The organism is Paraburkholderia nemoris, from assembly GCF_905221015.1.
GTDB lineage: Bacteria > Pseudomonadota > Gammaproteobacteria > Burkholderiales > Burkholderiaceae > Paraburkholderia > Paraburkholderia nemoris.
The window spans coordinates 128,265-150,892 of record NZ_CAJNBO010000017.1 but is presented as its reverse complement, the minus strand read 5'-3'; the positions used below and the strand labels follow the sequence as shown (position 1 = coordinate 150,892).

The following is a 22,628-nucleotide window of genomic DNA, read 5'->3' as shown; positions in this document are numbered from 1 at the left end:
GATCGCGCCGTCTTTAATCAAGGAGGAAGACAATGATGCAATTCACTCAACGCGCGCGCGCGATCGCGCTTCGCACAGCCAAACATGCCGCCCTCGCCGGCGTGCTGCTCGTTAGCGCCGTCACGGCGATGGCGCAGGCCGATTCCCCGGTCGGCATGTGGCAAACCATCGACGATCACACCGGCCAACCCAAGGCACTCGTGCAAATTGCGCAGGACAGCAGCGGCTCGCTGAGCGGCAAGGTGGTCAAGGGACTCAGCGCGAACGATCAACCGGATCGCCGCTGCACCGAATGCACGGATGCGCGCAAGGACCAGTTGATCCTCGGCATGACGATCATCAACGATATGAAAAAGGACGGCGACGGCTGGGATCACGGGCAGATTCTCGACCCGGAAAACGGCAAGGTCTACAAGTGCAAGATGCACCTGGAAGACGGTGGCAACAAGTTGGTAGTGCGTGGCTACATCGGCGTTTCGCTGCTGGGCCGCTCGCAGACCTGGGTTCGCCAGCAATAAGGATAAGGAGCGCGTCGTTCAGGCGCCAATGCCTGACGCGCGAAGATAGTGTTCCATCAGGGCCGCATCAGCTGCCAGGATGGAACCAGAAAAAACGGCCGACGATCGCAATCGTCCAGCCGTTTTTTTTTTGTTTGAGTCTGGCTGGTTGAAGTTGTCATGCAGCGTGCTTGAAGGGCGACGTATACGCGAACGGCGAAGACGGTAACGGCTTGACCGCTGCCGGGCTGTACGCCGGGGGCACTGCTGCGGGCACCTTTTCTGCGTCAACGCTCTTCTGTTCCGCGCTCACATGCGTGCGCATGCGCGCTTCCATCAGTTTGCAGAGTTCTTCACTCGCCGCGCCAAACAGCTGATCCATGACGCGCTTGAGCACGCCGGATTCATACCACGCCTTGAAGCGGCGATGGCAGGTTTGATACGACGGATATTTGCGCGGCATGGCGGACCAGGTCGCGCCGCTGTACATCACCCACAGCACGCCGTTGAGCACGGAGCGTGTGTTGGCGAGCGGCCGGCCACGCAGTTCGGAGCGCGGACGCAGCTCAGGGAGCAACGGTGCAACACGTTGCCATTCTTCATCATTGATATCACGGTACGGATTCATGGTTTCTCCTTTGTTAGAACCATGACAAAGAAGATATCCAGTCGCCCGCGGACGGAATATAAGACCAATCCGAATCTTGAAAATACGACTTCGGACTCTGCCTCTTGGACAAGCGAACCGTGATCTATCGCAAAAGCATCCGCGCCCGCGTCACGCGGCGGCTTAAGTCAGCGACGTATCGACGATCCGGCGCGGTGCGTCGAGATATTCTTTCGATTGCATTTCGACGATGCGCGAGACCGTGCGCGTGAATTCGTTGGCCATCGGACCGTCGAGATACAGCTGATCGGGCGGCACCGCAGCCGACATCAGCAGCTTGACCTTGTGGTCGTAAAACACGTCGATCAGCCAGGTGAAGCGGCGTGCCTCCGAAGCCATGCGCACCGACATCTGCGGCACGCCGGACAGGATCACAGCGTGAAAGCGGCTCGCCAGCTCCAGGTAATCGTTCTGCGAACGCGGGCCGCCGCAGAGCGTAGCAAAATCGAACCACACGACGCCGTCAGCGCGCCGCAGCGCCTTCAACTCGCGCTTTTCGATGCGCAGGATAGGGCTCTCATCAGGAACCGCTGCAAGGCGCGAAAACGCGTCGCGCAACGCTTTGTCCGAAGCCGCGCCGAGCGGCGTGTGATACACCTCGACCTGAGCCAGCGTGCGCTTGCGGTAGTCGACGCCCGCGTCGACATTGATCACGTCGAGCTTCGACTTGATGAGTTCGATTGCCGGCAGCATGCGGTCGCGATGCAGTCCGTCCGGATACAGCGTGTCCGGATCGTAGTTGGAGGTCATCACGAATTGCACGCCGTTCTCGAACAGCTTGTCGAGTAGACGGTAGAGGATCATTGCGTCGGCGATATCCGAGACGTGGAACTCGTCAAAACAGATCAGCCGGTAGCGCTTGGCGATACGGCGCGCGAGTTCGTCGAGCGGATCGGCCGTGCCTTTCAGTTCTTCCAGTTCGCGATGCACCTCGCGCATGAACTCGTGGAAATGCAGCCGCGTTTTGCGCTGCACCGGCACGATCATGTAGAAGCTGTCCATCAGGAAGCTCTTGCCCCGCCCTACGCCGCCCCACATGTACACGCCGCGAGGCAAATCCGGGTGGATGATCAGTTTTTTGAACGCGTTCGAGCGGCGCGATTTGTACTCGACCCACTCGTCATAACACCGCTGCAGACGGTCGACCGCCGCGCGTTGCGCCGGGTCCGATTGATAACCCCGCGTCTGCAGTTCTTTTTCGTAGTATTCGGTGACGTTCATTGTGTTGCTGCAAAAAGAAAGGCGGGAGGGAGTGAACCCGCCCGCCTTCGTGGTGATGCCAGAGTTGCGTTCAGTCAGGCGTGCGCGTGATTACATGTTCAGCGCGCGCTTGTCCACGGCCAGAGCCGCTTCACGCATGACTTCCGACAGCGACGGGTGCGGATGGCAAATGCGGCCGATGTCTTCCGACGCCGCCTTGAATTCCATCGCCACCACGGCTTCCGCGATCAGGTCCGATGCGTTTGCCGAGATGATATGCACGCCCAGCAGCTCGTCGGTCTTCGCGTCGGCGATCATCTTGACGAAACCATCCGCCTTGTTGATGCCCAGCGCGCGGCCGTTCGCCATGAACGGGAACTGACCCGTCTTGACTTCGCGGCCTTCAGCCTTCAGTTGCTGCTCGGTCTTGCCCACCCACGCGATTTCCGGTTCGGTGTAGATCACCCACGGAATGCAGTTGTAGTCGATATGCGGCTTCTGACCGTCGATGATTTCGGCCACCAGCACGCCTTCGTCTTCAGCCTTGTGCGCGAGCATCGGGCCACGCACCACGTCGCCGATCGCGTACACGTTCGGCACAGCCGTTGCGCAGTGGTCGTCGACGTCGATGAAGCCTCGCTCGTTCGCCTTCAGGCCGATGGCTTCGAGACCGAGGTTGTCCGTGTTCGGCACGCGGCCGATCGACACGATCAGGCGGTCGGCTTCGAGCGTTTGCGCGTTGCCGTCCTTGTCCGTGTAATTGATCGTGACGCTCTTGTCGGTAGTCTTGATTTCACCGACCTTCACGCCGACGTGGATGTCCAGACCTTGCTTCTTGAACTGCTTGGCGGCTTCCTTGGCGAGCGCCTGGTCAGCCGCGCCGAGGAATTCCGGCAGCGCTTCGAGCACGGTCACGTCCGCGCCCAGACGGCGCCACACCGAGCCGAGTTCCAGGCCGATCACGCCAGCGCCGATCACGGCGAGCTTCTTCGGCACGGAGTCGAACGTCAGTGCGCCTTCGTTGTCGGCGACGATCTTGTTGTCGACCGGAACGTTCGGCAGGTGACGTGCCTTCGAACCCGTTGCAATGATGACGTTCTTCGCCGTCACGACTTCGGTTTCACCTTCGCCGCTGACTTCGATCTGCACGCCGGCGTCCGTCTTGCCGGTGAACTTGCCATGACCCTTGAGCCACGTGATCTTGTTCTTGCGGAACAGGAATTCGATGCCCTTGGTCATCTTCTCGACGATGCCTTCCTTGCGGGCCAGCATCTTCGCGATATCGACCTGCACGTTTTCCACGCTAATGCCGTGGTCGGCGAGGTGATGCGATGCGTTTTCAAATTCTTCCGACGACGCGAGCAGCGCCTTCGACGGAATGCAACCCACGTTCAGGCACGTGCCGCCGAGCTTCAGCGCGCCGGCCGGGTTCTTCCATTTTTCGATACATGCGACCGTCTTGCCGAGCTGCGCTGCGCGGATAGCGGCGATATAACCGCCGGGGCCGGCGCCGATCACGACGACGTCAAATTCTTTGGACATGACAATCCTTTTGATGACGGATCGACGCGCGGCCACGCTTCGTGGCGCGCGTCGATCCAGTACTGCGGAATGCTAGAGACGTGCTGCTTATATGGCGTCGACTTGCGCGATGACAAGCCGACGCCCGCCCAACCGGCGCTTACAGGTCGAGCAACAGGCGCGCCGGGTCTTCCAGCGCATCCTTCATTGCGACCAGCGACAGCACCGCTTCGCGACCGTCGATGATCCGGTGGTCGTACGACAGCGCCAGATAGTTCATCGGACGGATCACGATCTGGCCGTTCTCGACCACAGCGCGCTCCTTCGTGGCGTGCACGCCCAGAATGGCGGATTGCGGCGGGTTGATAATCGGGGTCGACAGCATCGAACCGAACACACCACCGTTCGAGATCGAGAACGTACCGCCCGTCATTTCTTCGATCGACAGCTTGCCGTCCTTGGCCTTCTGGCCGAATTCAGCAATCTTCTTCTCGATTTCGGCGAGGCTCAGCTGATCTGCGTTGCGCAGGATCGGCACCACCAGGCCACGCGGCGAACCGACCGCGATACCGATGTCGAAATAGCCGTGATAGACGATGTCGTTACCGTCGATCGACGCGTTCACGAGCGGGAATTTCTTCAGCGCGTGAACAGCCGCCTTCACGAAGAACGACATGAAGCCCAGCTTCACGCCATGTTCCTTTTCGAACTTGTCTTTGTACTTGTTGCGCAGATCCATCACCGGCGCCATGTTCACTTCGTTGAACGTGGTGAGGATGGCGTTGGTTTGCTGCGACTCGAGCAGACGCTCGGCGATACGCGCACGCAGACGCGACATCGGCACGCGTTGTTCCGGGCGGTCTTTCAGCCACTGGTCGGCCGATGCCGGCGCCTTGACGTCCGGCAGCGACGGCTTGGCAGCCTTCGGTGCGGCAGCCGGTGCAGCCTTGGCAGCCGGTGCCGGTGCGGCTTGACCCGCGGTCAGCACGTCACCCTTGGTGATACGGCCGTCGCGGCCCGTGCCGGCGACGTCGCCCGCGCCCAGACCCTTCTCGGCCATCAGCTTGCCGGCGGCCGGCGAAGCAGCGGTGTTCGCACCCGTTGCGGATGCAGCCTGAGCGGCCGGTGCAGCAGCCGGTGCCGGTGCGGCAACCGGAGCCGGCTTCACTTCGGCTTCGACAGCAGCGGCGCCTGCCGTACCTTCGGTGTCGATCTTGGCGATCACCTGATCCGCCACGACGATGTCGCCGTCGTTCGAGATCACTTGTGCGAGCACACCGGCGGAGGGCGCCGGCACTTCGAGGACGACCTTGTCGGTCTCGATTTCGATGAGAATTTCGTCTTGAGCAACAGCCTCGCCGGGCTTCTTCTTCCACTGCAGCATCGTGGCTTCCGAGACCGACTCGGAGAGCTGGGGAACCTTGACTTCAACAATAGCCATTATGAATATCCTGAATACGTATCGGGTGACGGCGCGCGATCTATGTACTCGACGACCGCCTGCGAACCATTCTTGCCGGGAACGAACCACCATCTGGTGACTGAACGCGGCACGGGAAAGCGCAGCGCGCTTTCCCGGTTCGTCTGTTTTCCTTATTTAGCGATCGACGCGCTCTTGAGGCGGCCGAAAGCGCCTTCGATCAGCGCCTTCTGCTGCTCGTAGTGCTTCGCGTAGTAGCCGACTGCCGGCGAAGCCGAAGCCGGACGTCCGCTGTATGCCAGCTTCTGCCCTTCCTTCATGCCTTCCTTCAGGTGATGCTCGATGTAGAACCACGGGCCTTGATTCTGCGGCTCGTCCTGCACCCAGACCACTTCGGTCGCGTTGTCGTACTTCTTCATTTCCGCTTCGAACTGCTTATGCGCGAACGGATAGAGCTGTTCGATACGGATGATCGCGACGTCGTTCGACTTCGATTCACGGCGATGCGCCAGCAGGTCGTAGTACACGCGGCCCGAGCAGGCCACCACGCGCTTGACCTTCTTCGGCTCGATCGCATCGTCGATTTCACCGAGGATCGGCTGGAACGCGCCCTTCGCCAGTTCGGACAGATCCGACACTGCTTCCTTGTGACGCAGCAGCGACTTCGGCGTAGCGACGATCAGCGGCTTGCGGAACAGGCGGATCATCTGACGGCGCAGCAGGTGGAAAATCTGCGCCGGCGTGGTCGGCTGAACGACCTGCATGTTGTGGTCTGCGCACAGTTGCAGGAAACGCTCGATACGTGCCGACGAGTGCTCCGGACCTTGACCTTCGTAACCGTGCGGCAGCAGCATCGTGAGACCCGACACGCGGCCCCACTTCACTTCGCCCGACGAGATGAACTGGTCGATCACGACTTGCGCGCCGTTCACGAAGTCGCCGAACTGCGCTTCCCACGCGACGAACGTATTCGGTTCAGCGGTCGAGTAACCGTATTCGAAACCCAGCACCGCTTCTTCCGACAGCACCGAGTCGATCACCGTGAACTTCGCCTGACCTTCGGCGATGTTCTGCAGCGGCACGTACGTGCCATCGTTCCAGCGTTCGCGGTTCTGATCGTGCAGCACCGCGTGACGGTGCGTGAACGTGCCACGGCCCGAGTCCTGACCGGTCAGGCGCACAGCGTAGCCCGATGCGACCAGCGATGCGAATGCCAAGTGTTCGCCCATGCCCCAGTCGAGCTTCGCTTCACCACGGCCCATCGCGCGACGGTCGTTGATGACGCGCTCGACCAGCGGGTGAACCTTGAAGTTTTCCGGGATCGTGGTGACGCGCTCAGCGAGGCGCTTCAACTCAGCCAGCGGCACTGCCGTGTCGGCTGCGTCGGTCCACTTGCGGTTCAGGAACGGAACCCAATCCACCGCGTACTTGCTCTTGTAGTTCGACAGAACCGGGTCGACCGTGTGGTGGCCTTCGTCCATCGCCTTGCGGTAGGCCTTGACGAATTCGTCGCCTTCTGCCGCCGTGATCACGCCTTGCTGCACCAGCTTTTCGGCGTACAGCGCGCGCGTGCCCGGGTGCTTCGCAATCGTCTTGTACATCAGCGGCTGCGTAACCGCCGGCGTGTCCTGCTCGTTGTGACCCAGCTTGCGGAAGCAGACGATGTCGACAACCACGTCCTTGTGGAACTGCATCCGGAAGTCGATGGCCAGCTGCGTAGCCAGCACAACCGCTTCAGGATCGTCGCCGTTCACGTGCAGCACCGGCGCCTCGATCATCTTGACGACGTCCGAGCAGTACAACGTGGAGCGCGAGTCGCGCGGGTCCGACGTCGTGAAACCGATCTGGTTGTTGATGACGATGTGCAGCGTGCCGTGCGTGCCGTAACCGCGCGTTTGCGCGAGGTTCAGCGTTTCCATCACGACGCCCTGGCCTGCGAAGGCCGCGTCGCCGTGAATCTGCACCGGCAGCACCTGCAGGCCGCTGTCGTCGCCGCGGCGATCCATACGGGCCTTCGCCGAACCTTCGACCACCGGGTTGACGATTTCGAGGTGCGACGGGTTGAACGCGAGCGACAGGTGAACCGGGCCGCCTTCGGTCGAAACGTCCGACGAGAAACCCTTGTGGTACTTCACGTCGCCGGCCGGCAGGTCGTCGACGTGCTTGCCTTCGAATTCGGCAAACAGGTCAGCCGGCATCTTGCCGAGCGTATTGACCAGCACGTTCAGACGGCCGCGGTGGGCCATGCCGATGACGATTTCCTGTACGCCGTTGGCGCCGCCGTGACGCACGACTTCGTCCATCGAGGCGATGAAGCTTTCGCCGCCTTCGAGCGAGAAGCGTTTCTGGCCGACGTACTTGGTGTGCAGGAAGCGCTCGAGGCCTTCAGCGGCCGTCAGGCGATTCAGGATGTGCTTCTTCTTTTCGTTCGAGAAGTTCGGCGTCGAACGGATCGACTCGAGCTTCTCTTTCCACCAGCGCTTCTGTTCCGGATCGCTGATGTACATGTACTCGGCGCCGATCGTGCCGCAGTACGTGTCACGCAGGGCCTTGACGATCTCGCGCAGCGAAGCACGCTCGAATCCGAAATACAGATTCGTGGCGCTGAACTCCTGGTCCATGTCGGCTTCGGTGAAGTCGTAGAACGCGGGTTCAAGTTCGGGGATAGCGGGACGTTCGCGGCGCTTCAGGGGATCGAGATTGGCCCATTGCGAGCCGAGGAAGCGATATGCGCCGATGAGGGACTGCACATAGACTTGCTTGCGGGAGGTAGCGAGATCTTCGCCGCCGGCCGCCGTGCGCGGGATGAAGGCGTTAGCCTTGGCCCGTTGCGCAAACGATTCGACGATCGGGCCATGGGCCACGTCGTTGGCATTGCTGCCATCCGATGCAGGGACGTTCTGCAACGCGTCGAAATAGCTGCGCCAGTTCTCGGGCACTGACGCCGGATTATCGAGATACGCTTCGTACATTTCTTCTACGTACGGAGCATTGCCGCCGAACAGATAAGAGTTCGACTGGAATTGCTTCATCATTTTTACGCTCACCTTTCTTCGAGTTTCTCGAGAAATAGCGGGTTACAGAACCTTCCGCGACACGGCCTGACCGTTTAGCGGATTGCGCGAATCAAGTCTTGCTTGGAAGGACCTAAAACTTTGCACCCGGGGAGCATATCACAGAACGGATAGTGCAGATAGCAGACGGATTGCCGCCCAAGCCTTTTACGACGGGCTTTCGGCCGGTTTTGCACGACCGGCAACAGACTTCTGCGAAAAACGGGGACAAACGCGAGAAACAGGCAGCCAACCGCGAGCAATTGCGCGCAACGCGAATGGAGCACCAGACCAGAAATGACAAAAGCCACCCGAAGGTGGCTTTTGCCTGACAGCACGCCAGTTAAGGCCGATGCTGACTTAGTCCACTGCGCCCTTACGGCTGGCGCTGCGGCGCTCGTGTTCCTTCAGGTAACGCTTGCGCAGACGGATGGATTTCGGCGTGACCTCGACCAGTTCGTCGTCGTCGATAAATTCAACCGCGTATTCCAGCGACATCTGGATCGGCGGCACGAGGCGCACCGCTTCGTCCGTACCCGACGAACGCACGTTGGTCAGTTGCTTGCCCTTGATCGGGTTCACGACCAGGTCGTTGTCACGGCTGTGAATGCCGATGATCATGCCTTCGTACAGCGGCTCGCCCGGCGACACGAACATACGGCCGCGATCCTGCAACTTCCACAGTGCGTACGCCACTGCCGCGCCGTCGTCCTGCGAAATCAGCACGCCGTTACGACGCTCACCGACACCACCCTCGCGAACCGGCTGGTACGAGTCGAACGTGTGGCTCATCAGACCCGTGCCGCGCGTCAGCGTCAGGAATTCGCCCTGGAAACCGATCAGCCCACGCGCCGAGATACGATACTCGAGACGCGTACGGCCACGGCCGTCCGACGCCATGTCGAGCATTTCGCCCTTCCGGCGGCCCAGCTCTTCCATCACGCCACCCTGGTGACCGTCTTCCATGTCGACCGTCAGGTTTTCGTACGGCTCGTGCTTCACGCCGTCGACTTCCGTCATCACCACGCGCGGACGCGACACGGCCAGCTCGTAGCCTTCACGGCGCATGTTTTCGACCAGAATGGTCAGGTGCAGCTCGCCGCGGCCTGCCACTTCAAACGTGGTTTCGTCGCCCGTTTCTTTCACACGCAGCGCCACGTTGTGGTTCAGTTCCTTCATCAGGCGGTCGCGAATCTGACGGCTCGTGACGAACTTGCCTTCGCGGCCGGCCAGCGGCGACGAATTGACGAGGAAGTTCATCGTCAGGGTCGGTTCGTCGACGGTGATCATCGGCAGCGCTTCCGGTTGTTCCGGTGCGCAGATGGTCACGCCGATGCCGATTTCTTCGATACCGTTGATCAGCACGATGTCGCCGGCTTCAGCCGAGTCGACCTGCACGCGCTCGAGACCCTTGAACGACAGGACCTGATTGATCTTGCGGTTCAGGATCGCGCCGTCAGGGCCCGAACGCACGGCGACGGCCATGCCCGGCTTGATCGTGCCGCGCGTAATGCGGCCAACACCGATACGGCCGACATACGACGAATAATCCAGCGACGTGATCTGCAGTTGCAGCGGCGCCGACGGATCAGCCGGGCGGACCGGCACGTGTTCCAGCACGGCTTCGAACAGCGGACGCATGTCGCCTTCGCGCACGTCCGGCGTCAGGCCGGCGTAGCCATTCAGACCCGATGCGTAGACGATCGGGAAATCGAGTTGCTCGTCAGTTGCACCCAGCTTGTCGAACAGGTCGAAGGTCTGGTTGATCACCCAGTCGATCCGCGCGCCCGGGCGGTCGACCTTGTTGATCACGACGATCGGCTTAAGACCGAGCGCCAGTGCCTTCTTGGTCACGAAGCGCGTTTGCGGCATCGGGCCTTCAACCGCGTCGACCAGCAGCAGCACCGAGTCGACCATCGACAGCACGCGCTCCACTTCACCACCGAAGTCGGCGTGGCCCGGCGTGTCGACGATGTTGATGTGCGTGCCTTCGTACTCGACCGCGCAGTTCTTCGAAAGAATCGTGATGCCACGTTCCTTTTCGATGTCGTTCGAGTCCATCACGCGCTCGACAACCGCCTGGTTGTCGCGGAAGGTGGCGGTTTGGCGGAGGAGCTGGTCGACGAGCGTGGTCTTGCCGTGGTCGACGTGGGCAATGATGGCGATATTGCGTAGGGCGCGAGTCATAGGAACCTGGAGACAGTTGAGTGCGCCAGCAGCAGCATTGTGTACGAAGCCAACAAAGCCCAAAGCGCACTTTTGGGAACCCAACATTATAGCACGCCCAAATGAAGCTTTCTGGTATTCCCTGATAGCCCCATCATCTTCCGCGTAGCGCTGCGTAAGAAACAGACCCACACGGCTTGGGCGAAATCCTACGCAAATCCACGCACATTGTGCCTTGAGCCGCAAAAGTTCCTTGCCTAAGCTGTAATAACGCTTGCCGCGTCAATCAACCGCTGTCTATAATCCTGCCTAGTCAACCATTGCATTCGCACGAGAATCATGACGGATCCGTCCTCTACACCCGGCTCAGAGATCAGCGAGTATCAGTTGGGCGAAAGCGTCGGCTACTTGCTCTCGCGAGTGAAATCGACCATGTCGAACCTGGTCACGCAGCGCAGCATGGCCGAGTTGGGCATCACCAGCCAGCAAGGCAGCATCCTGTTCATGGTGGCGAGCGGCAAGTGCCTGCTGGCGGCCGAACTGGCGCGCGAATACGGCATCGACGCAAGCGCTGTCACGCGTCTGGTCGACCGGCTGGAAAAACGCGGCCTGCTGACAAGAGTGCGCAGCAACGAAGACCGGCGGGTCGTGCGACTCGCGCTGACCCCGGAAGGCCATGCGATCGCGGCCAAAATGCCGGCCATTTTCAACGGCGTGCTGGACAACCTGCTGGGCGGCTTTACCCCCGAAGAAGTGGGCTTCCTGAAGAGCATGCTGCGCCGCGTACTCATCAATTCCGGCGAACAAACGGGACTAACCCGTGATGCAGCAAGCAATTTTGACAGCAAATCGTAATAAATTGCTTGCAGTGTCCATCATTACATTCCACTCAAAGAGTCGAGCGATGAAATCCCTTTCCCTGTCCGCGCCCGCACTTTCGAGCCGGGCCGCTGTCGCCGCCGCGGTGACGGCGCTCGCCCTCACAGGGTGCGCGAACTACTTCGGCATGAAGAGCGACAAGCAGATCTCGTCGCCGGCTCAGTACGAGTCCAGCCAGAGCCTGTCCGGCCAGGGCGGCCAGTGGCCGTCGCTCGACTGGGCTAACCAGTTCGGCGACCCCCAACTGCCGAAGCTGATCGCGGAAGCGCTGGAAGGCAGCCCCACGATCGCGCAGGCGCAGGCTCGCCTCGCCAAGGCTTCGTCCTATATTGAAAGCTCGCGCTCGGCGCTGTACCCGAAGGTCAACGGCAGCTACTCGTGGACCCGCGAGCTGTTCTCGGCGAATGCGCTCTACCCGCCTCCGTACGGCGGCACCTGGTATAGCGAGAACAACGTGCTGGCGAGCGCGTCGTGGGATCTGGACCTGTGGGGCAAGAACCGCCAGCGCCTGGGCCAGGCCGTGTCGCAGGAAAAAGCCGCTGAAGCCGACATGCAGCAGGCGCGCGTAACGCTCGCCTCCTCCGTGGCGAGCACCTATAACCAGCTCGCCCAGTTGTACGCATTCCGCGACATCGCCGCGCGCGAAATCGCCAACCGCCAGGACATCAGCCGCATCACCAACGGCCGCGTAACCGCCGGGCTCGACACCAACGTCGAACGGGAAACCGCAAACGGCAACATCGCGAGCAGCCAGGCGAACCTGACCGATCTCGACGGCCAGATCACTGTGGCGCGCTATCAGTTGGGCGCGTTGCTCGGCAAGGGTCCGGATCGTGGCCTGCAGATTGCCAAGCCGGCCCTGACCACCGGCGATACGGTAGCGCTGCCTAACAATTTGCCGGCCGACCTCGTGGCACGCCGCGCGGACATCGTCGCCGCCCGCTGGCAGGTCGAAGCCGCGATGCACGACGTGAAGGAAGCGAAGGCTGAATTCTTCCCGGACGTCAACCTGGCCGCCGGTTTCGGTTTCGATGCGTTCGGCTGGGGCCGTTTCCTCAAGTCGGGCAGCCGTCAGATGCAATTCGGGCCGGCGATTCACCTGCCGATCTTCGACGCCGGCGCGCTGCGCTCACAGTTGAAGGGCCGCTACGCAGACTTCGACCTCGATGTGGCGGACTACAACCAGACGCTGATCAATGCGCTCTCTGACGTCGCGACGCAAGTGTCGTCGATCCGTTCGATCGACCAGCAATCGGGCGACGCACAGCGCGCGCTCGACGCGTCGACCAAGGCCTATCAGCTGGCCGTGATCCGCTACAAGGCCGGTTTGTCGCCGCAACTGCAGGTGCTGACCGCCGACCAGAACCGCCTTGCCGCCGAACAGACGGTAACGGGCCTGAAGATGCGCCGCCGCGATCTGCAGATCGGCCTCATCAAGGCGCTCGGCGGCGGTTTCGACGCAACGCAAACGGGCCTCGTGGTGCCGACCGATGCCCCAGCATCGGCCGCCGCGGCATCGGCCACCGCTGCGACCGCCGCTGCAAACTGAAGCCACATCGACGCGACCCACACTCGCATAAACATCCGAATAAACGACGACGCTTGAGAGAACCCGGAGCACATCAATGAGCACCACCCAACAGCCCGCGGCTACTACACAGCCGACTCAGCAGCCGGCCCCGCAGCCCACTCAACCGGCACAACCGCCGGCGAACAACGGCAAGCGCAAGCGCATGATGACGCTGCTCGTCATCGTGATCCTGATCGCCGCGGTCGCCTACGGCCTGTACTACTTCCTCGACGCACGCTTCCATGAAGACACCGACGACGCGTACGTGAACGGCAACGTCGTGCAGATCACGCCGCAGGTCACCGGCACGGTTGTCGCCGTGAACGCGGACGACACGCAGACCGTGAAGGCCGGCGACCCGCTCGTCGTGCTCGATCCGGCCGACGCGCGCGTCGCGCTCGAACAAGCCGAAGCGAATCTCGCGCAGACGGTACGTCAGGTGCGCGGCCTGTTCGCCGACGACAACCAGTACCAGGCGCAAGTTGCCCAGCGCCAGTCCGATCTGTCGCGCGCGCAGGATGACCTGAAGCGCCGCCTGACGGTCGCGCAAACCGGCGCTGTGTCCGCGGAAGAAATCTCGCACGCCCGCGACGCCGTGAAGAGCGCGCAAGCCTCGGTCGACGCCGCTGAGCAACAACTGGCGTCGAACCGCGCGCTGACCGCCAACACCACGATCGCCAATCACCCGAACGTGCAGGCTGCCGCTGCGAAGGTACGCGACGCGTATCTGGCCAACGCGCGTAACAATCTGCCGGCGCCGGTCACGGGCTACGTTGCGAAGCGCTCGGTGCAGGTCGGCCAGCGCGTCTCGCCGGGCACCCCGCTGATGGCTATCGTGCCGCTGGGCGGCGTGTGGGTCGATGCGAACTTCAAGGAAGTGCAACTGAAGCACATGCGCATCGGCCAGCCGGTCGAGTTGACGGCCGACGTGTACGGTTCGTCGGTGGTGTTCCACGGCAAGGTGGTTGGCTTCTCGGCGGGTACGGGTTCGGCGTTCTCGCTGCTGCCCGCGCAGAACGCAACCGGCAACTGGATCAAGGTGGTCCAGCGTCTGCCGGTGCGGATCGCGCTCGACCCGCAGGAACTTGAAAAGCATCCGCTGCGTATCGGCCTGTCGATGCAAGCCGACGTGAGCATCAAGGACGACCAGGGTGGCCAGCTTGGCCAGGCGCCGAACACGGTTTATCAGACCAACGTGTTCGACAAGTACGGAGACCAGGCGGATGCGGAAATCGCCCGCATCATTTCGGAGAATGCAGGTCCGAACGGCGGCTCGCAGAAGTCGGCTCAAGCTGGCGGCGCTGTCAAGCCCGCAGCGAAGCTGATGTAAGCGGCGCGACGATTCATAGAAGGCTTTTTTAATGGCTCAGGCTCAGGCGCAAGTCCCTCATCCGCCGCTCGAGGGCGCGCAACTGGTGATCGGCACCATCGCGGTGTCGCTCGCCGTGTTCATGAACGTGCTCGACACGTCGATTGCGAACGTGTCGATCCCGTCCATTTCGGGCGACCTCGGTGTGTCGTCCGACCAGGGCACATGGGTGATTACGTCGTTCGCGGTGGCAAACGCGATCTCCGTGCCGCTGACCGGCTGGCTCACCGACCGTATCGGCCAGGTGCGCCTGTTCATGGCGTCGATCATCCTGTTCGTGATCTCGTCGTGGATGTGCGGTCTCGCTCCCACCCTGCCGTTCCTGCTGGCCTCGCGCGTGCTGCAAGGCGCCGTGGCCGGCCCGATGATTCCGCTGTCGCAAACGCTGCTGCTCGCGAGCTACCCACGCGCCAAGGCGCCGATGGCTTTGTCGATGTGGGCGATGACCACGCTGATTGCACCGGTGGCCGGGCCGATTCTTGGCGGCTGGATCTCGGACAACATCTCGTGGCCGTGGATTTTCTACGTCAACATTCCGGTCGGCGCGATCGCAGCGGTGGCAACGTGGACGATCTTCCGTAACCGCGATTCGGTCGTCAAAAAGGCGCCGATCGACGGCGTCGGCCTCGGTCTGTTGATCCTCTGGGTCGGCTCGTTGCAGGTGATGCTCGACAAGGGCAAGGATCTCGACTGGTTCTCGTCGACCACCATCGTCGTACTGGCGTTGGTTGCGGTGATTTCGCTGGCGTTCTTCATCGTGTGGGAATTGACGGCCGAGCATCCCGTGGTCGACCTGTCGCTCTTCAGCCGGCGCAATTTCACGAGCGGCACGATTGCGTTGTCGATCGGCTACGGGCTCTACTTCGGCAACCTCGTGTTGTTGCCGTTGTGGCTGCAAACCGATATCGGCTACACCGCTACCGAAGCAGGTCTCGTGATGGCGCCGGTCGGCCTGTTCGCCGTGCTGCTGTCGCCGATCACCGGCAAGGTGTTGCCGCGTACCGATCCGCGCTATATCGCGACCTTGTCGTTCCTCGTGTTCGCGCTGTGTTTCTGGATGCGCTCACGCTATACGACCGGCGTCGATACTTATTCGCTGCTCATGCCGACGTTGATTCAGGGAATCGGCATGGCCGGGTTCTTCATCCCGCTGGTGTCGATCACGCTGTCGGGTTTGCCGGGCAACCGGATTCCGGCGGCGTCGGGCTTGTCGAATTTCGTGCGAATCATGTGCGGCGGTATCGGCACGTCGATTTTCCAGACCGCGTGGGATCACCGCACCATCATGCATCATGCGCAACTGGCCGAACAGGCGAGCGCGTACAACCCGGTGTTCGATCAATCGATCCGGCAGATGGGTGCCGCGGGCTTCAGTCAACCGCAGGCATATGGTCTGTTCAATACGATGGCGACGCAGCAGGCCGCGCAGTTGGGCGTGAACGATCTGTTCTTTGTATCGGCGGGGATCTTTGTCGCGCTGATCGCGCTGATCTGGATCGCAAAGCCGGAACGCGCCGGCGGCGATGCGGGTGCGGCAGCTGCGGCGGCGCATTGAGGTTCTGGTTTTAGTCCGCGACGCGGGCTGTATATATGTAAAAAGGCGGGACCGCTGGTGAGCGGTCCCGCCTTTTTTGTTGCTGCTGCTGACGAGGCGGCGTTTAACTTCCGCGTTAGCTCGCTGCAGTAACCACGAGCCGTTCCGGCGCCAGCACACCCTCGCCTTGCTTCGCGACACCAAGCAGACGCCCGTCCACTGCATACACGCGTACGCGCGGCGCATTCACCGCATCGCCGGCAATGGTCAACTCGGAGAGCTTCAGCCGCTGCCCATGCAGGAAGCGACGGGTCGCGTCTTCGTCGAGTGTGACGAGCGGGAACGTGGACAGCAATGCATCGACCGGTTGCAGCCACGTATCGCGCTCGCTCTCCGTCGCATCGGACAGCGCGTCGAGCGTTACCGAATTCTCCAACGTCAGCGCACCGACACCGGTACGCCGCAGCGCGACCAGATGCGCACCACAACCAAGCGCTTCGCCGATATCCTCGGCGAGCGTGCGCACATACGTGCCTTTGCTGCACGTCACGCGAAACGTCACGTCGGGCAACCCACAGGCCAGCATCTCGAGTGCGTGAATCGTCACCTGACGCCCTTCCCGCTCCACCGTCTGGCCGGCGCGCGCGTATTCGTATAGCGGCTTGCCGTCGCGCTTGAGCGCCGAATACATCGGTGGGACCTGGACGATGTCGCCGAGAAATTTCTGCATGGCCGCCTCTACCGCGGCCTGATCGCACGTCACGTCGCGCGTGTCGATTGCTTCGCCTTCGGCGTCGCCGGTGGTCGTGCGAATACCGAGGCGCATGGTCGCCTCATAGGTCTTGTCGGCTTCGAGCAGGTCTTGCGAAAACTTGGTCGCTTCGCCGAAACACAGCGGCAAAAGACCCGTGGCGAGTGGATCGAGCGTGCCGGTGTGGCCCGCCTTTTTGGCCAGGTAGAGACGCTTCGCGCGAATCAGCGCGTCGTTGCTCGACAGGCCGAGCGGCTTGTCGAGCAGCAGTACGCCGTCGAGCGCGCGACGCGGCACGCGGGGGCGTTGAGGTGCGGTCATGTCAGAAAGACAGGGTCTTCGAAGTGTACGGAAACAGCGCTAAATGAGCTGCAACTGAAGCAGTGCAGCCCGGAACGCGGAGAACAACGTTCAACCCGCGCGCTCAGTCTTCTTTCGCGCGATTGGCGTTCGCCTCGTCGATCAGACGGGACATTTCGACGGCCCGTTCGATCGTCTGGTCGTAATGGAAATGCAGCGTCGGCACGGTATGGATGTGCAAGCGCTTGAACAGCTGATTGTGCAGATGGCCGGCCGCGTGGTTAAGCGCTTCGAGCGTCTGCTGCGGGTCGCCGGTTAGCGTCGTGAAGTAGACCTTCGCGTGCGCGTAGTCGGGCGTCAACTCGACACTTTGAATCGTGACGAGGCCGATGCGCGGATCCTTGACCTCGCGCAGCAGCTCGGACAGGTCGCGCTGGATCTGATCGGCGATCTGCACGTTGCGATTGGGAGAAGAACGTTTTTTAGGCATGATATTTGTGTGCTCCGTTCTGACGGATGCAATAAAGTTGTTCGCGCGAACCGAGGTAGTGATTGCCCGGGCGGCAATGAGCGCCTTGATAGCGACTGCAAGCCACCGCGGGGCGCAATACGCGACAAAATGCGCGGGCCCAAAGACAACGGGCGGAGCGGGCGCTTAAGCCCGCTCCGCCCGTTGAGCCAATGCCGCGTGAATTACAGCGTACGCGCGACTTCGGTAACCTCGAAGACTTCGAACTGATCGCCTTCGACGATATCGTTGAAGTTCTTGATCGACATACCGCACTCGAAGCCCTGACGGACTTCCTTGACGTCGTCCTTGAAGCGCTTGAGCGAATCGAGCTCGCCCGTGAAGATGACGACGTTGTTGCGCAGCACGCGCACCGACGACGAGCGCTTGACGAAACCGTCCGTGACCATACAGCCGGCCACCGCGCCGATCTTCGGTACCTTGAAGACCTGACGCACTTCGACCGTACCCGTCACGACTTCGCGCTTCTCCGGTGCCAGCATGCCCGACATCGCAGCCTTCACTTCATCCACTGCGTCATAGATGATGTTGTAGTAGCGAATATCGACGCCGTTGGTTTCCGCCAGCTTGCGCGCCTGTGCGTCCGCACGGGTGTTGAAGCCGATGATGACCGCCTTCGAAGCCGTAGCCAGGTTGACGTCCGACTCGCTGATGCCGCCGACTGCGCCGTGCACGATCTGCACACGGACTTCGTCGGTCGACAGCTTGAGCAGCGACTGCACCAGAGCTTCCTGCGAACCTTGCACGTCGGCCTTGACGATGAGCGGCATGTACGCCACTTCGCCTTCGCCCATCTGCTCCAGCATGTTCTCGAGCTTCGCGGCCTGTTGCTTGGCCAGCTTGACGTCGCGGAACTTGCCTTGACGGAACAACGCGACTTCACGCGCCTTGCGGTCGTCCGGCATGACGATGACTTCTTCGCCAGCTTGCGGGACTTCCGACAGACCTTGAATCTCAACCGGGATCGACGGGCCTGCCGACTTGGTCGGCTTGCCGGTTTCGTCGAGCATGGCTCGCACGCGACCGTAGGCGCTACCTGCCAGCACCACGTCGCCGCGGTTCAGCGTACCCGACTGGACCAGGATCGTTGCGACCGGACCCTTACCCTTATCGAGCTTCGCTTCAATAACGAGACCCTTTGCCGGCGCTTCTACCGGTGCCTTCAGTTCCAGCACTTCGGCTTGCAGCAGCACGTTTTCGAGCAGGTCGTCGATGCCCGCGCCGGTTTTAGCCGACACCGACACGAACGGCGAATCGCCACCGTATTCTTCCGGCACGACGCCTTCCGCGACGAGTTCCTGCTTGACGCGCTCCGGATTCGCATCCGGCTTGTCGATCTTGTTGATCGCGACGACGAGCGGCACGCCGCCTGCCTTCGCGTGGGCAATCGCTTCCTTCGTTTGCGGCATCACGCCGTCGTCGGCTGCGACCACCAGAATCACGATGTCGGTTGCCTTGGCACCGCGAGCACGCATGGCCGTAAATGCTTCGTGGCCCGGCGTATCGAGGAACGTGATGACGCCGCGCGGCGTTTCGACGTGATACGCGCCGATGTGCTGCGTAATCCCGCCCGCTTCACCCGCTGCAACCTTGGCGCGGCGGATGTAGTCGAGCAGCGAGGTCTTGCCGTGGTCGACGTGACCCATGACCGTGACGACCGGCGGACGCGGCAGTGCTTCTGCGTCCGTGATTTCGCCTTCGACCAGCATGGCTTCCGGATCGTCCAGCTTGGCCGCAACCGCGTGGTGGCCCAGTTCCTCGACGATGATCATCGCCGTTTCCTGGTCCAGCATCTGGTTGATCGTGACCATCTGGCCGAGCTTCATCATCGACTTGATGACTTCCGAGGCCTTCACCGCCATCTTGTGCGCGAGATCGGCGACCGTGATGGTTTCCGGCACGTGCACTTCACGCACGATCGGTTCGGTCGGCGCCTGGAACGTGGTGTTCTGATCCTGGTGCTTGCCGCGACCCTTCGGGCCACCGCGCCAGCCGCGATCGACACCGCCGCTCGAATCGCCACGCGTCTTGATACCGCGGCGCTTCGCTGCGTCGTCCTGCCAGCCGCCCTTGCCACCGCCCGGCTTCTTCTTGTCGCCAGCCGACGGCGTGGTCGTTGCAGCCGGAGCCGCAGCAGCCGGCTTCTTGGCTGCCGGACGTGCCGGTGCTTCACCCGCCGGACGCGCCGGCTTGTGCAACGTGCCCTTGGCTTCCACGGGCTTGGCCGGCTCAGCGGGCTTCGGTGCCGGTTCCGGCGCCTTGACCTGCGCCTTGCGCGGCGTGTTCATCATTTCGCGAATCGCACGTGCTTCGGCTTCTGCCGCCGCACGGCGCTTGCTGACTTCTTCCTGCTCGGCGCGCGTTTTCTCGGCGGCCTGACGCGCTGCGTCTTCCGCTTTCTTCGCTGCTTCGCGTTGAGCCGCGCGTTCTGCCGCGGCGCGCTCGTCGTCCTGCTCGCTTTCCTTGGCAGCCGCCGGTTCTGCAGCCTTGGCCGCAACCGGTTCAGCCTTGGCCGCCTTGGCGGCCTGCGCCGGCTGGGCAGCCTGAGCCTGTTCGCGAGCCGCCGCTTCGGCCGCAGCCGCCGCGCGCTTCTTCGCTGCTTCTTCTTCCGCACGACGGCGCTCGGCTTCAGCAGCCTGCTCACGCGCCTGACGTTCGGCTTCTTCGCGTTCGAGCTGTTCCTGACGCGCCTTCAACTCCTGAGCCTGCTTTTCGAGCAGCTCGGCTTCGTGACGAGCTTCCTCTTCACGACGCTGGAGTTCGAGATCGTCTACATCCGCTTCGGCCACATGATTCGATGCATCCCCGCCTTCAGCGGAGGATTCGTCGCGGCGGACGAAAGTGCGCTTCTTACGCACCTCGACCTGAATGGTGCGAGCTTTGCCCGTCGCGTCGGATTGCTTGATCTCCGACGTATGCCGTTTCGTCAGCGTGATCTTGCGCTTGTCCGCATCAGTCGAGCCGTGAGACTTGCGCAAGTGGTCGAGCAGACGCGCCTTGTCCGTTTCGGACAAGCTGTCGTCTTCGCTCGCTTTAGTGACGCCTGCTGCCTGAAGCTGCTCAAGGAGCACGCCTGCAGGCATTTTCAGTTCCGCGGCAAATTGGGCTACGTTGTTACTCGCCATTCATTCCTCTTAATGCAAGGACCGATTCCTTGCGGTTAGCATCTTGTCATGCGGCCTAACGGCCGCGTTCAATTTAGTGCGCCATGGTCATTTCTCACTGGAACCAATGTTCACGTGCTTTCATGATCAACGCCTTAGCGGCATCCTCTTCCATTCCGGTCATCTCGACCAGTTCATCCACAGCCAGCTCGGCGAGTTCGTCGCGCGTCTGGATCTGATGTTCTGCAAGCTTGGCGAGCAGGTCGGCATCCATGCCGTCCAGGCTCTTCAGGTCGAGTGCAACATTCTCGACCTTTTCTTCATTCGCGATCGCCAACGTCAACAACGCATCGCGCGAGCGATTACGCAGTTCGTGAACGGTGTCTTCGTCGAATGCTTCGATTTCGAGCATCTCGTTGAGCGGCACATAAGCGATCTCTTCGAGGCTCGTAAAGCCTTCGTCGATCAGGATGTCGGCAACTTCTTCGTCGACATCGAGACGCGCCATGAACAGGTCACGCAGTACACCGCGCTCCTGATTCTGCTTTTGCGCAGATTCGTCCGGCGTCATGATGTTGATCTGCCAGCCGGTGAGTTCGCTGGCAAGACGCACGTTCTGGCCGCTGCGGCCGATCGCGACCGCCAGTTCGTTTTCGTCTACGACGACGTCCATCGAATGTTTTTCTTCATCGACGACGATCGACTGGACGGCTGCCGGCGCGAGCGCGCCGATCACAAACTGTGCGGGATCTTCTGACCATAGCACGATGTCGACGTTTTCGCCACCAAGCTCGTTACGCACGGCCTGGACACGCGAACCGCGGATACCGACGCAGGTGCCGATCGGATCGATGCGCTTGTCATAAGCGATCACGCCGATCTTGGCGCGCACGCCCGGATCGCGGGCCGCCGCCTTGATTTCCAGCAGACCCTGTTCGATTTCCGGCACTTCCATTTCGAACAGCTTCATCAGGAATTCGGGCGCCGTACGCGACAGTTCGATCTGCGGACCGCGAGCGGTGCGATCGACCTTGGCGATATAGGCGCGCACGCGGTCGCCCACGCGCAGATTTTCCTTCGGAATCAGCTGGTCGCGGCGCAGCAGCGCTTCGACACGGCCGGTTTCGACGATGAAGTTGCCCTTATCCAGGCGCTTCACCGAGCCGGTCATGATGTGCTCGCCGCGCTCGAGGAAGTCGTTCAGGATCTGCTCGCGTTCCGCGTCGCGCACCTTCTGCAGGATCACCTGCTTGGCAGCCTGCGCGCCGATACGGCCGAATTCGATCGACGGCACCGGTTCTTCGATGTATTCGTCGAGCTGGATTTCCGGCTTCTGTTCGCGTGCTTCGAACAGCAGGATTTCCTGATCCGGCTCTTGCAGGCCGGCTTCGTCCGGCACCACTTTCCAGCGGCGAAACGTTTCGTGCTCGCCGCTTTCACGGTCGATCTGGACGCGGATGTCCGCGTCTTCTTCGAAGAGTTTCTTGGAGGCCGAAGCGAGGGCCGCCTCGAGCGCGGCAAATACCACGTCTTTATCGACGTTCTTCTCGCGTGCCAGCGCATCCACCAGCATCAACACTTCGCGACTCATTGTTTGCGGCTCCTAAAGTCAACTTTCGGAACGAGGCGTGCCTTATCGATATCCGCGACGGTGAAATCGAGCATCGCGGCGCCTTCCTTCCCTTCAAATTCCAGACCGATCGTCTCGCCTTGCGGAGCATGCAGGATGCCCCGGTACGATTTCCGTCCGTCCAATGGCTTTTTCAATGTGATTACCACTTCGCTGCCTGCGAAGCGTTCAAAATCCGCCAGTTTTTTCAGCGGGCGGTCGAGACCCGGCGACGACACTTCAAGCCGCTCATAATCGATATTTTCGACCGTCAGAACGTGCTGGAGCTGACGCGTGACTTTCTCGCAGTCTTCGATCGCGATGCCGGCCGGCTGGTCGATATAAATACACAGCATGCCGCGCCCGGTGCGCTCGAGATCGACGAGCTCGTAGCCGAGTCCCACGACCGTGGTTTCAATCAGTTCCGTCAGTTGCACAGTGCCCTCTAAGATGTTCGCG

At 61.6% G+C, this 22,628-nt stretch carries 16 protein-coding genes; 5 read left to right on the top strand and 11 right to left on the bottom strand.

From position 1 onward, the window contains the following. Positions 1-32 precede the first annotated feature (32 nt). A complete protein-coding gene (locus KHO33_RS25555) occupies positions 33-518 on the top strand; it encodes a DUF2147 domain-containing protein (RefSeq protein WP_054034646.1) in 486 nt (161 codons plus the stop codon). Between the two features lie 157 nt (positions 519-675). Here KHO33_RS25555 and KHO33_RS25550 read toward each other — a convergent pair whose 3' ends face one another. From KHO33_RS25550 to typA, 6 genes are all read right to left on the bottom strand, one after another. Then, positions 676-1,125 carry a transposase gene (locus KHO33_RS25550; protein ID WP_054034647.1) on the bottom strand — a complete coding sequence of 150 codons (450 nt, stop codon included), beginning with the start codon at positions 1,123-1,125 and terminating at the stop codon, positions 676-678. Between the two features lie 162 nt (positions 1,126-1,287). Beyond that, positions 1,288-2,385 carry a cell division protein ZapE gene (gene zapE, locus KHO33_RS25545; RefSeq protein WP_054034648.1) on the bottom strand — a complete coding sequence of 366 codons (1,098 nt, stop codon included), beginning with the start codon at positions 2,383-2,385 and terminating at the stop codon, positions 1,288-1,290. A 90-nt stretch (positions 2,386-2,475) separates the two neighbouring features. Then, the gene (lpdA, locus tag KHO33_RS25540) at positions 2,476-3,906 is read right to left on the bottom strand and encodes a dihydrolipoyl dehydrogenase (RefSeq protein ID WP_093632469.1); all 1,431 of its coding nucleotides are present in this window, start codon (positions 3,904-3,906) and stop codon (positions 2,476-2,478) included. Positions 3,907-4,045: 139 nt separating this feature from the next. Then, on the bottom strand, positions 4,046-5,326 hold the full coding sequence (odhB, locus tag KHO33_RS25535; RefSeq protein WP_200565684.1) for a 2-oxoglutarate dehydrogenase complex dihydrolipoyllysine-residue succinyltransferase: 1,281 nt from the start codon (positions 5,324-5,326) through the stop codon (positions 4,046-4,048). Positions 5,327-5,478: 152 nt separating this feature from the next. Beyond that, complete coding sequence (locus KHO33_RS25530) at positions 5,479-8,340, bottom strand: 2-oxoglutarate dehydrogenase E1 component (RefSeq protein ID WP_054034650.1); 2,862 nt, start codon at positions 8,338-8,340, stop codon at positions 5,479-5,481. 378 nt (positions 8,341-8,718) lie between these two features. Continuing rightward, complete coding sequence (gene typA / locus KHO33_RS25525; protein WP_093632467.1) at positions 8,719-10,545, bottom strand: translational GTPase TypA; 1,827 nt, start codon at positions 10,543-10,545, stop codon at positions 8,719-8,721. A gap of 318 nt (positions 10,546-10,863) precedes the next feature. Between typA and KHO33_RS25520 the strand changes: the two genes are divergently transcribed. The 4 genes from KHO33_RS25520 (at position 10,864) to KHO33_RS25505 (ending at position 15,897) form a co-directional block, all read left to right on the top strand. After that, positions 10,864-11,379 (top strand): MarR family winged helix-turn-helix transcriptional regulator, encoded by a 516-nt coding sequence (locus KHO33_RS25520; RefSeq protein WP_054034651.1) that lies wholly within the window; start codon positions 10,864-10,866, stop codon positions 11,377-11,379. Positions 11,380-11,428: 49 nt separating this feature from the next. After that, entirely contained in the window at positions 11,429-12,952 is a 1,524-nt protein-coding gene (locus KHO33_RS25515) for an efflux transporter outer membrane subunit (RefSeq protein ID WP_054034652.1), read from the top strand. A 76-nt stretch (positions 12,953-13,028) separates the two neighbouring features. Next, positions 13,029-14,303: an EmrA/EmrK family multidrug efflux transporter periplasmic adaptor subunit gene (locus tag KHO33_RS25510; protein WP_054034653.1), complete on the top strand. Its 1,275-nt coding sequence runs from the start codon at positions 13,029-13,031 to the stop codon at positions 14,301-14,303. Positions 14,304-14,334: 31 nt separating this feature from the next. Continuing rightward, the gene (locus tag KHO33_RS25505) at positions 14,335-15,897 is read left to right on the top strand and encodes a DHA2 family efflux MFS transporter permease subunit (protein WP_200565683.1); all 1,563 of its coding nucleotides are present in this window, start codon (positions 14,335-14,337) and stop codon (positions 15,895-15,897) included. 115 nt (positions 15,898-16,012) lie between these two features. Here the strand turns inward: KHO33_RS25505 and truB are convergent, their stop codons facing one another. The 5 genes from truB to rimP all read right to left on the bottom strand — a co-directional run bounded on the left by truB (position 16,013) and on the right by rimP (position 22,606). Beyond that, entirely contained in the window at positions 16,013-16,948 is a 936-nt protein-coding gene (gene truB / locus KHO33_RS25500; protein ID WP_200565682.1) for a tRNA pseudouridine(55) synthase TruB, read from the bottom strand. A gap of 103 nt (positions 16,949-17,051) precedes the next feature. Next, positions 17,052-17,417 (bottom strand): 30S ribosome-binding factor RbfA, encoded by a 366-nt coding sequence (rbfA, locus tag KHO33_RS25495; protein WP_054034654.1) that lies wholly within the window; start codon positions 17,415-17,417, stop codon positions 17,052-17,054. Positions 17,418-17,620: 203 nt separating this feature from the next. After that, positions 17,621-20,581, bottom strand: coding sequence for a translation initiation factor IF-2 (gene infB / locus KHO33_RS25490; RefSeq protein ID WP_093632457.1), 2,961 nt, complete (start codon positions 20,579-20,581; stop codon positions 17,621-17,623). 94 nt (positions 20,582-20,675) lie between these two features. Then, the gene (gene nusA, locus KHO33_RS25485) at positions 20,676-22,151 is read right to left on the bottom strand and encodes a transcription termination factor NusA (protein WP_054034655.1); all 1,476 of its coding nucleotides are present in this window, start codon (positions 22,149-22,151) and stop codon (positions 20,676-20,678) included. Next, entirely contained in the window at positions 22,148-22,606 is a 459-nt protein-coding gene (rimP, locus tag KHO33_RS25480; protein ID WP_028199738.1) for a ribosome maturation factor RimP, read from the bottom strand. The genes nusA and rimP overlap by 4 nt, the downstream gene beginning before the upstream one ends. Between the last annotated feature and the right edge of the window lie 22 nt (positions 22,607-22,628).